We start from the raw sequence: 9442 nt of genomic DNA, 5'->3' as shown, positions 1-9442 counted from the left end.
CACCCGCCCCATCCCCAGCTCCGGCGAAGCCCTGCCCGTCATCGGCATGGGCACCTGGCAGACCTTCGACGTCGGCGGCGCCGCGAACGAACGCGCGCCCCTGGCCCAGGTCCTCCAGAAGTTCTTCGCGTCGGGCGCGCGCCTCATCGACTCGTCCCCCATGTACGGCCGCTCCGAGGCCGTCGTGGGCGACCTGCTCAAGCAGTCCGGCCAGGAGAAGACCCCGTTCCTCGCCACCAAGGTCTGGACGCGCGGCAAGGCGGAAGGGGCGGCGCAGATACAGGCGTCCCTCCAGAAGATGGGCCATGGCCGCATGGACCTGATGCAGGTGCACAACCTGCTGGACGTGGACGTGCACCTGCCCGTGCTGCGGGAGCTGAAGGCCGCGAAGAAGATCCGCTACGTGGGCGTGACCCACTACCTGCGCAGCGCCTTCGACGACCTGGAGAAGCACATCCAGCGCAGCAAGCTGGACTTCGTGCAGCTGCCCTACTCGCTCGCGATGCGCGACGCCGAAGCGCGCCTGTTGCCCGCGGCGAAGGAGCACGGCGTGGCCGTGCTCGTCATGGAGCCCTTCGACAAGGGCAACCTCTTCCGCAAGATGAAGGGCCGCCCCCTGCCGGACTGGGCCTCGGAGTTCGACTGCACGAGCTGGGCCCAGTTCTTCCTCAAGTTCATCCTGGGCCACCCCGCCGTGAACTGCCCCATCCCCGCGACCTCCGACCCCGCCCACCTGGAGGACAACGTGAAGGCGGGCTTCGGACGGCTCCCCGACGAGAAGCTGCGCGCGCGGATGGTGAAGCTCTTCGAGTCTTGATCCGCGCGGACTACGTCAGGTCCGGAGACGGCGAGTAGCGCAGCTCGCCGCCCGGCTCCAGCACCAGCCCGGTGCCGGGCTCGCCGGCCTCGTCGTCGCGCCCCACCTCCAGCACGCCCTCCTCCGCGTCCCACTGGCCCAGGTAGTACTCGCCGCCGGCCGCCATGCACGCGCGGCCTTCGGACACCACCGTCTCCACCACTTCCTTCTTGTCGCTGGTGAGCCGGAAGAGCGTCCACGTCTTGCCGTCCTCGCGGAAGCCCTTCACCAGGTCCGCCAGCTCCTCGTCGCGAGGCGCGCCGCCCGCCTTCTCCTCGCGCGTCCACTGGCGCGGCTCCTTCGCGGGCTGCGTCTTCTGCCACGCCCGCGCCAGCTCCAGCAGCTTCTGCTGGGCCGCGTCCTGGAGCGCGTGCATCGCGTCCGGCAGCTCAATCTCCTCCAGCGCCAGCAGGGCCGTCTCCAGTTGCAGCGCCTTCAGGCTCCACTCGTTCCACGCGGTCTTCAGCATCCCTTGTCGCTCCCGGCCGTCACGCCTCGTTCCGAAGGACGAAACAAGCGAGAGGGCCCGGCACGCCCCCTATCACACGCCCGGCTGCCGGGGTGCCGGCCCGGCGGTACGGACGATGTTCGCCGCCCGGCCGCTGCCTACCTTCAACCGCCAAGGGAGGCGAGCACATGACGACGACGACGAAGACTCCGCAGGACGTGGTGGAGCACCTGGGCAAGCTCATCCACGGCATCAAGGTCGCGATGATGACGACCGTGGACACCGACGGCAGCCTGCGCAGCCGGCCGATGTGGACCTACGACAAGGACTTCGACGGAGAGCTGTGGTTCTTCACCAACGACCACACCCACAAGGTGGACGAGGTGCAGAAGGACCACCATGTCAGCCTCGCCTACTCGGACCCCACCCGGGACAGGTATGTGTCCGTCAGCGGCCGCTGCACGCTGATCCGCGACAAGGCCAAGGCCAAGGAGCTGTGGAACCCCGCCCTCAAGGCCTGGTTCCCCCAGGGACTGGATGATCCGAACCTGGCCCTGCTGCGCGTCTCCGTCGAGAAGGCCGAGTACTGGGACACACCCAACAGCAAGATGGTCCAGCTGGTCGGGTTCGTGAAAGCCGTCCTCACCGGCGACAAGTACCACCCGGGAGACAACCAGAAGCTCGACCGGGGCGCCCCCCGCCACAACTGACGGGACCCCGAACGGGGCCGCCGGAAGGCCGGCGGTTCCCACGCTCTCAAATCCTGACAGGTGTGTCAGGGGGTGTGTGAAAGCAGGACAGCCTCAGACCTGACGCACCTGGACCCACCCGACGAGCGCCCCCAGGGAGCTCGCCGTGGTGGGTAAGACTTTTGCTCCTTGAATGCTGTTTCTCTGACAGGGCCGTTCGTCCTGGCTTGTAGCCCACCCTCGGCCCGAGTCATGCAGCCGGCCGACGCCGTGGTACGAGCCGCACGCCGTCCGCACATCACGTTGAAGTGACAGACGGTTTAGAGTATCAACCATCCGCTTTCGAGATTTTCCACCTTCCGTCCGGCATTCTTGCCGGCGCCGGATGGAACGGACTCGGAGACGCTCATTGGGCGGAGCGATTTCCCGCCATTCGAAGGAATCAGGACGATGGAGAATAAGAAGAAGGTCGCGAAGCCTGAGGGCAAGCTGGCGGTGCTCATCCCGGGCCTGGGCGCGGTTTCCACCACGCTGATGGCGGGTGTGGAGCTGGCGCGGCAGGGCAAGGGCGCCCCCATTGGCTCGCTCACGCAGATGGGCACGGCCCGCCTGGGCAAGCGCACCGACGGCCGCACCGTGAAGCTCAACGAGCTGGTGCCGCTGGCCACGCTGGACGACGTCGTCTTCGGCGCGTGGGACATCATCAGTGAGGACGCCTACCAGGTGGCCGTGCGCTCGGGCGTGCTGACCGACAAGCACCTGGAGCAGGTGAAGCCCTTCCTCCAGGGCATCAAGCCGAAGCCGGGCGTGCATGATCCGGAGTTCGTGCGCCGTATCGCCGCGAACCACATCAAGGCCACCAAGACGCACCGCGAGAGCATTGAAGCGCTGCGTCAGGACATCCGGGACTTCAAGAAGGAGCTCAACGCCAAGCGCGCCGTGATGGTGGTGTGCAGCAGCGTGGAGACCTTCCGCCCGCTGCCGGAGGCCTTCCAGACGCTGGCCAACTTCGAGAAGGCGCTGGACGCCAACAGCACGGACATCAACCCCACGGCGCTCTACACCTACGCGGCCATCAAGGAAGGCGTGCCGTTCGCCAACGGGACGCCGAACGCCGCCGTGGACACGCCCGCGCTGCAGGAGCTGGCGAAGCTGGAGGGCGTGCCCGTCGCGGGCCGTGACCTCAAGAGCGGCCAGACGATGATGAAGACGGTCATCGCGCCGGCGCTCAAGGCGCGCATGCTGGGCCTGGAGGGGTGGTTCTCCACCAACATCCTGGGCAACCGTGACGGCGAGGTGCTGGATGATCCCCAGGCCTTCAAGGCCAAGGAAGTGACCAAGTCGAGCGTGCTCGACACCATCCTGCAGCCGGACCTGTACCCGGAGCTGTACAACAAGTACTCGCACAAGGTGTCGATCCACTACTACCCGCCCCGCGGCGACGCGAAGGAGGGCTGGGACAACATCGACATCACCGGGTGGCTGGGCTACCCGATGCAGATCAAGGTCAACTTCCTCTGCCGCGACTCCATCCTGGCGGCGCCGCTGGTCCTGGACATCGCGCTGTTCATGGACCTGGCCAAGCGGCTGGAGTGGCGGGGCATCCAGGAGTGGATGTCCTTCTACTTCAAGAGCCCCATGGCCCACCCGGGCCTGCCGGTGGAGCACGACCTGTTCATCCAGCTGACCAAGCTGAAGAACACGCTGCGCGTCGTCGCGGGCGAAGAGCCCATCACTCACCTGGGGATGGACTACTACGGGGATGACCTCCCTCTCGCCCGCTAAGAACGACTCCGCGTTCAAGTGGCTCGTCACCGTCATGGCGGCGGGCCACTTCGCGCTGGTGGTCTCCACCGGAAGAGTCCGGTGGGAGCACGTCGCGGCGGACCTGCTGCTGGTGGTGCTGGCCTGGGCCGGCGCCGGCCCGCGGCGGTTCCTCCGCGGCGCGTTCCCGCTGTGGCTCACCGGCATGATCCTGGACAGCCAGCCGCTGTGGCTGTGGCTGCGCGGCACCATCCACACCGGCGACCTGTGGAACCTGGAGAAGCTGCTGTTCCCCGCCCCTGGCGGCACGCACTGGCCCGAGTGGTGGTCGCGTCACCCCAACACGCCGTTGGACCTGCTGTGCGGCTGGGCCTACGCGGCCTACCTCTACGAGGTCTTCCTCGTGGCGCTGTGGTTCTTCTTCAAGAAGGACGCGAGATTCGAACAGCTGTGCTGGGCCTTCTTCGTGGTGAACGCCATTGGCGTGGTCACCTACGTGATCTACCCCGCGGCCCCCCCCTGGTACGTGCTGAAGTACGGGCCGGGACTCGCGGACCTGTCGGCGCCGCCCAGCCCCGCGGGCACCGCGCGCTTCGATGCCTTCTTCGGCATCCACTACTTCGCGAACTTCTACGCCAAGAACCCCAACGTCTTCGGGGCCATGCCGTCGCTGCACGCGGCCTACCCGCTGATGATGGTGCTCGTCCTGTGGCACAAGGGCCTCGCGTGGCGGGTGGGCACCATCCTGTTCGCGCTGCTCGTCGCTTTTTCCGCCGTGTATCTCACGCACCACTACGTCCTCGACGTGCTCGCGGGAGCTGTCGCGGCGGTCGTGGCCTTCGTGGTCGTGAGGGCTGTCTTCGCAAGACGGGCCGTGGAAGCGCCAGGGATGGCGCCCATGACCCTGCCGTCTGGAGGGAACACCCGTGCCTGACAACGTGCTGGCCTTGCTGAGTGGAGACCTGTCCCCCTCGGCGCGCATCTGGACCGCGCTCGCGCCCGCGCTGTTCGCGGTCGCGTACTTCCTCGTGGGCCTGGTGCTCTTCTGTATCCGCTGCGCCATCAAGGGGATTCCCCAGGACGCGGAGACGCTGACGCGCGGCAAGTCGGTGCTGGTGGGCTTCTTCCTGCGCCACTACTTCTTCTGGGTCATCCAGCCGCTGTGGCGGGTGCTCCTGCGCTCGGGCCTTCCGGCCAACGCGTTGTCCATGCTGTCGGGCCTGTTGGGCGTGTCGTCCGGCGTAGCGGTGGCGGCGGGCCGCTTCGCGTTGGGCGGCTGGCTGTTCCTCCTCGCGGGCGTGCTGGACGTGATGGACGGCCGCGTGGCGCGCACCCGCAAGGAGGCGAACCCCGCGGGCGCGGCGCTGGACTCCGTGCTGGACCGGTACGTGGACTCCGCCATCCTGATGGGCCTGGCCTGGTACTACCGGGACACCTGGGTGCTCCTGCCCGCGCTGGGCGCGCTGATGGGCTCCTCGCTGGTGCCGTACGTGCGCGCCAAGGGTGAAGGCCTGGGCGTGAGCGTGCGCGACGGCGCGATGCAGCGGCTGGAGCGGGTGCTGTTCCTGGGCGTGGGCACGGCGCTGTCCCCCATCCTGGAGGCGCTGTTCTGGCCGACGGAGAAGCACCCCATGCATTGGCTGGCGGTGGCGGGCCTGGTCTTCGTGGCCGTCCTGAGCAACGTCACGGCGCTGGCGCGCTTCCGCACGCTGGTGCGGGCCCTGACGCCCAAGAAGCCGGTGAAGCAGCGCTCGGGCGTGGCGCTGTTCGGCTTCAACGCGGCGGCGGGCGCCATCGCCACGGCGGTGGACTTCGTGGCGGTGCTGGGCATGGTGGAGTGGGGCGGCCTCTCCCCGGTGTGGGCCACGGTGGCCGGCTGCGTGCTGGGCGGCGTGGTGAACTACACCCTCAACCGGGTCATCACCTTCCGCAGCCAGGGGGCGGTGGCGCCGCAGCTGGCGCGCTACACGCTGGTGAGCGCGACCAGCGCCCTGCTCAACGCGGGCGGCGTGGCGCTGCTCACGCTGCACCCGCAGCTGGCGTACACGCTGGGCTGGTGGCTGGTGCGCGGCGTCGTGTACTTCGCGTGGAACCTGCCGCTGCAGCGCGACTACGTCTTCAACGACAACTCGGACGAGCTCATGGAGCAGCGGCCCCATGCGGCGTGACACGCGCGCCCGCGGCTTGAGGGCCCTCCTGGTGGGGGCCCTGCTTTCGCTTCCAGGGGTGGCGGCTGCGGGTGGCGTGCTGGGGTTGTCCTACGACTCCAGCGACCGGTACGGAGAGAGCTTCTCCTTCGTGGCGGACACGGAAGACGGCACCTACGTGACGGTGAACCTGACGGTGACGAACATCGGCCCGGGGTCGCGCACGGGCATCTGCCGCGCCACGGTCTTGCGGCCGGGCAAGGCGGTCTGGTCTCCGCAGACGCGCGTGGGCGCGAAGGAGTGGAGCTACGCCGCGACCACGGACACGTTGAAGCTGGGCACGTGCCTCGCCCGGGCTTCGGACACGGGCCTGACGGTGGACGCGCCCCTGGACAACGGCCGGGTAACGCTGGAGTACTCGCGCAAGCCCGAGCCGTGGTCGCCGGACGGCTCCGTGGTGGAGACCGGGAAGGACCGCTACCGCCACGAGGTGCTGCTGGCCGGCAGCCCCGTGAAGGTGACGCTCCAGGTGCCCAAGACGGAGGCGGTGACGCTGTCGGGCGGCGGGTACGCGGACCACTCGCGCAGCACGGTGGCGCCGGCGAAGTTGGCGAAGCGCTGGGTGCGCTTCCGCGCGCTGAAGGGTCCGCCGTACGCCGTGGTGCTGGGGCGCGAGGGGCATGAGGGCGACTACGCGCCCGTGTACCTCTGGGAGGACAAGGGGGAGGCGAAGCTCCTGGAGTCCTTCACGCTGACGCAGACCGGCGAGAAGGCGAAGAGCACGTGGCGGGCGGAGCTCACCGACCGCGACGGCAAGCCAGCGATGACGCTCAAGGGCACGTCGCTGCTCCAGCGCAGCGCGCCGGTGGAGTCCCTGGGCGTGCTGAGCGGGCTGGTGCGGCCGGTGGTGGGCTCGCCGGTGACGTACCTGCTGCGGGGCGTGCTGGAGCGTCCGGGCAAGGCGCCGGTGAACGGGTTGATGGAAGTGACGTTGGAAGGCGAGTAGCGGAGCAGGGGTTTTCAGCGTGAGCGAGTCGTTGCTGCGGTCGGTGCATCACGTCCCCGGGGTCCGGGGGTTCGTGCGCAAGCAGGTGTTGCGGGTGGTGGCGCGCGGGGTGGAGTGGACCACCAAGCTGCCCGGCAAGCGCGCCCTCAACGTGTCCCAGGTGAACCCGTGGCTGCACGTGGGCGGCAGCGTGTCCCGCGCGCGCTACGGCGAGCTGAAGGACCGGGGCATCACCTGCGTCATCGACCTGCGCGCGGAGCGCTGTGACGACCGCGAGGCGCTGGCGGCGCTGGGCATCGAGCTGCTCAGCCTGCCGGTGACGGACCGCTACCCGCCGTCCGTGGAGCAGCTGTCGCAAGGAGTTCGCTGGGCGCTGCCCCGGCTGGACGCGGGCGGCGTGCTGTATGCGCACTGCGAGCACGGCGTGGGGCGAGGGCCGCTGATGGGCCTGGCGGTGATGGTCGCGCGCGGCTGGGACGCGCCGGAGGCGTACCGGGCGGTGCGCCACGCGCGCTGGCAGGCGACGCTCAACGACCGGCAGCTGCGCGGACTGGCGGACTTCGTGGCCGCGTGGACGGGCGTGCCGGAGCAGGCCGCTTAGGATCCGTGCCGGATGCGGACGTGGGGTCGGGCGCCCGGGCTCAAGGCTGGGGGCGCCACCACAGCCCCTTCAGTCCCGCCTGATCACACGCCTGCCGTGCCTCCTCGGTGTAGCAGTAGTAGGCCAGCTCGGGGACGAAGAACACGGGCGGGAAGCCTCCGGGTGGCGGGCGGAGCACGAGTGGCTCGGCGTCATCCTCGCCCAGAAGCTCTTCGCCACACTGGTGGAAGGGCACACCCTTCACGAGGGTGCGCTCCCGGTCGAGGCAGTCGGTCCGCTCCAGCAACTGGAGGATGACGAAGTCCTCGTTCTTCAGCTCAGGGTCCGTCACCGAATGCCAGGTCCGCCTCCGGGGGTACCCTTTGCTCACGAGGTGCTTGATGCGTTCTGAGTAGATGACCGTGGGGATGAGGTGGTGGCGGAACGGGCCCACCGCTTCGAGCACGCGCACCATGCGCCGGGAGAGCAGCAACCACCCCATGGGCGCGGTGAACAGGTGGTCGAGCCCGGCGATCCTCTCCAGATTGCCGACGAACTCCATGACCTCGGGCGCGCCCTGTTGGCGCTGGTAGTCAATGGCGGGGTCGCGAAACGTCGCGCACTCGAAGCCATCGAACTCGATGAGATGGGCGTCATAGATCTCCTCATCCTCCTTGAGGTGGGAGACATCCGTCGCCAATGCATACATCATGTGGTGTGTGACTCCCCGTGGGAGGGCAGTTCCAGCAAGGCCAGCTTCTTCCCCGTGAGCACCCTACCGTCGCGCTGCTCCTGGATCACCTTGATGACCGGCTCCTTCAGGCTTCCGGATTGGATGGCCTGACGCAGCTCGTTCTCGACCTTGATGATGGCCTCCTCGATGAGCCTGGGCGTCCAACTGGAGGGGGGGCCACCCTTCCTGGACAGATTGTCCCAGGCGGCCTCAAGCCGGGCACGCACGAACTTGCTGTAGCGCGGGTGGCCGCCCGAGTGGATGAGCTGGCCCTCCACGTTGATCCCCGAATGCATGTCGAGGATGTTCGACCCCCGGTCAATCGTGTAGCCCTTGATCCGCGCCAGGGCCATGCGGATCAGTGGGTGGCTCTGGGCGATCTCGTCGGGGATGAGGTGGTGCATGGGATGGCCCGCAGAGAGCCGGACCTCCGCCGCCGCCCGCGCCGCCGGGCCCTGGGTCTTCTCTACCCAGTCCAGGTAGTTCTTCCGATAGCGGGTGAAGACACTCAGGCGGGACGTGCCCTTGCCGGCCTTGAGCACCACCAATCCCTCTTCGGTCACCGTGAGCGCCCCATACTCGTCGCCCAGGGCCTTCCCGTCCGGACGGCGCAGCCGGAAGGGCTGGGAGTCCGAGCTCAACTTCTCCAGGCGATAGCCGGCGGCCTGGAGCTCCCGCTTGAACGCGTTGAACTCCGGCGTTCCCTCGTTCGGGATGCGGCGTCCGACGAAGTCCTTGAGCTTGTCCCAGTTGGGGAGCTTCTCCAGCAGCTTCTCCAACTCGGCGTCGCTGAGCGTGCGCTCGGTCAGGGTGGGCTCGGAGTCCGGCCTGGACGTCCCGCCCTCCTCAACGGCCTTTGACAGCAACGGTGTGCCGGAGCCCCAGGGATTGAAGGGCAGCGGGACAGACGGAGCAGCGGTGATGGAGCCCGGCTGATACACGGGGACGCCCGCGTAGGCACCGCCGGGGCCCGCCGCCGCCATCATGTAGATGCGGGGCGGGGTGATTTTCACGGACGTCATCAGCTTGAGCCCACGTCCCGCGTTGGTCTTCACGCCCATCAGGGCCAGCGCGGCCATCGCGATGCTCACGAGCATCCGGAGGAAGGACTTGCTGGCCTCCTTCAGCTTCTCTGGTGAGCCATTGGCCTCCCAGGCCTGGGTGAGCCACAGCTGCGCGTGCTTCAGGGCCTCCCCTCCAGCCTCGATGAGGCCATGGG

Annotated in this window: 10 protein-coding genes; 7 read left to right on the top strand and 3 right to left on the bottom strand. The window is 68.4% G+C overall.

Going from position 1 to position 9442, the window contains the following annotated elements:
* A partial coding sequence (locus tag D7V80_RS38470) for an aldo/keto reductase (RefSeq protein WP_147447356.1) occupies positions 1 to 817 on the top strand: 817 nt, incomplete at its 5' end.
* A gap of 10 nt (positions 818 to 827) precedes the next feature.
* Here D7V80_RS38470 and D7V80_RS43755 read toward each other — a convergent pair.
* The gene (locus D7V80_RS43755; RefSeq protein ID WP_120592792.1) at positions 828 to 1325 is read right to left on the bottom strand and encodes a hypothetical protein; all 498 of its coding nucleotides are present in this window, start codon (positions 1323 to 1325) and stop codon (positions 828 to 830) included.
* Positions 1326 to 1492: 167 nt separating this feature from the next.
* On the opposite strand from D7V80_RS43755, the gene D7V80_RS38460 reads away from it, so the two are divergent.
* From D7V80_RS38460 to D7V80_RS38435, 6 genes are all read left to right on the top strand, one after another.
* Positions 1493 to 2014, top strand: coding sequence for a pyridoxamine 5'-phosphate oxidase family protein (locus D7V80_RS38460; protein WP_120592791.1), 522 nt, complete (start codon positions 1493 to 1495; stop codon positions 2012 to 2014).
* Between the two features lie 429 nt (positions 2015 to 2443).
* Entirely contained in the window at positions 2444 to 3778 is a 1335-nt protein-coding gene (locus D7V80_RS38455) for an inositol-3-phosphate synthase (protein WP_014393273.1), read from the top strand.
* On the top strand, positions 3756 to 4691 hold the full coding sequence (locus tag D7V80_RS38450) for a phosphatase PAP2 family protein (RefSeq protein WP_120592790.1): 936 nt from the start codon (positions 3756 to 3758) through the stop codon (positions 4689 to 4691). The genes D7V80_RS38455 and D7V80_RS38450 overlap by 23 nt, the downstream gene beginning before the upstream one ends.
* Positions 4684 to 5925 carry a GtrA family protein gene (locus tag D7V80_RS38445; protein ID WP_120592789.1) on the top strand — a complete coding sequence of 414 codons (1242 nt, stop codon included), beginning with the start codon at positions 4684 to 4686 and terminating at the stop codon, positions 5923 to 5925. Before D7V80_RS38450 ends, D7V80_RS38445 begins: the two co-directional genes overlap by 8 nt.
* Positions 5915 to 6910: a hypothetical protein gene (locus D7V80_RS38440; RefSeq protein WP_120592788.1), complete on the top strand. Its 996-nt coding sequence runs from the start codon at positions 5915 to 5917 to the stop codon at positions 6908 to 6910. Before D7V80_RS38445 ends, D7V80_RS38440 begins: the two co-directional genes overlap by 11 nt.
* Before the next feature lie 19 nt (positions 6911 to 6929).
* Positions 6930 to 7511, top strand: a complete 582-nt coding sequence (locus tag D7V80_RS38435; protein ID WP_120592787.1) for a dual specificity protein phosphatase family protein — start codon at positions 6930 to 6932, stop codon at positions 7509 to 7511.
* Positions 7512 to 7551: 40 nt separating this feature from the next.
* On the opposite strand, the gene D7V80_RS42395 is transcribed toward D7V80_RS38435, so the two are convergent.
* Entirely contained in the window at positions 7552 to 8202 is a 651-nt protein-coding gene (locus D7V80_RS42395; protein WP_199738965.1) for a hypothetical protein, read from the bottom strand.
* Positions 8199 to 9442: AHH domain-containing protein (locus tag D7V80_RS38425; RefSeq protein ID WP_120592786.1), on the bottom strand; the 1244-nt coding region annotated here is incomplete at its 5' end. The genes D7V80_RS38425 and D7V80_RS42395, both read right to left, overlap by 4 nt.

The organism is Corallococcus sp. CA054B (assembly GCF_003611625.1).
GTDB classification, from domain to species: Bacteria; Myxococcota; Myxococcia; order Myxococcales; family Myxococcaceae; genus Corallococcus; species Corallococcus coralloides.
This window is presented reverse-complemented; position numbering and strand designations above follow the sequence as displayed.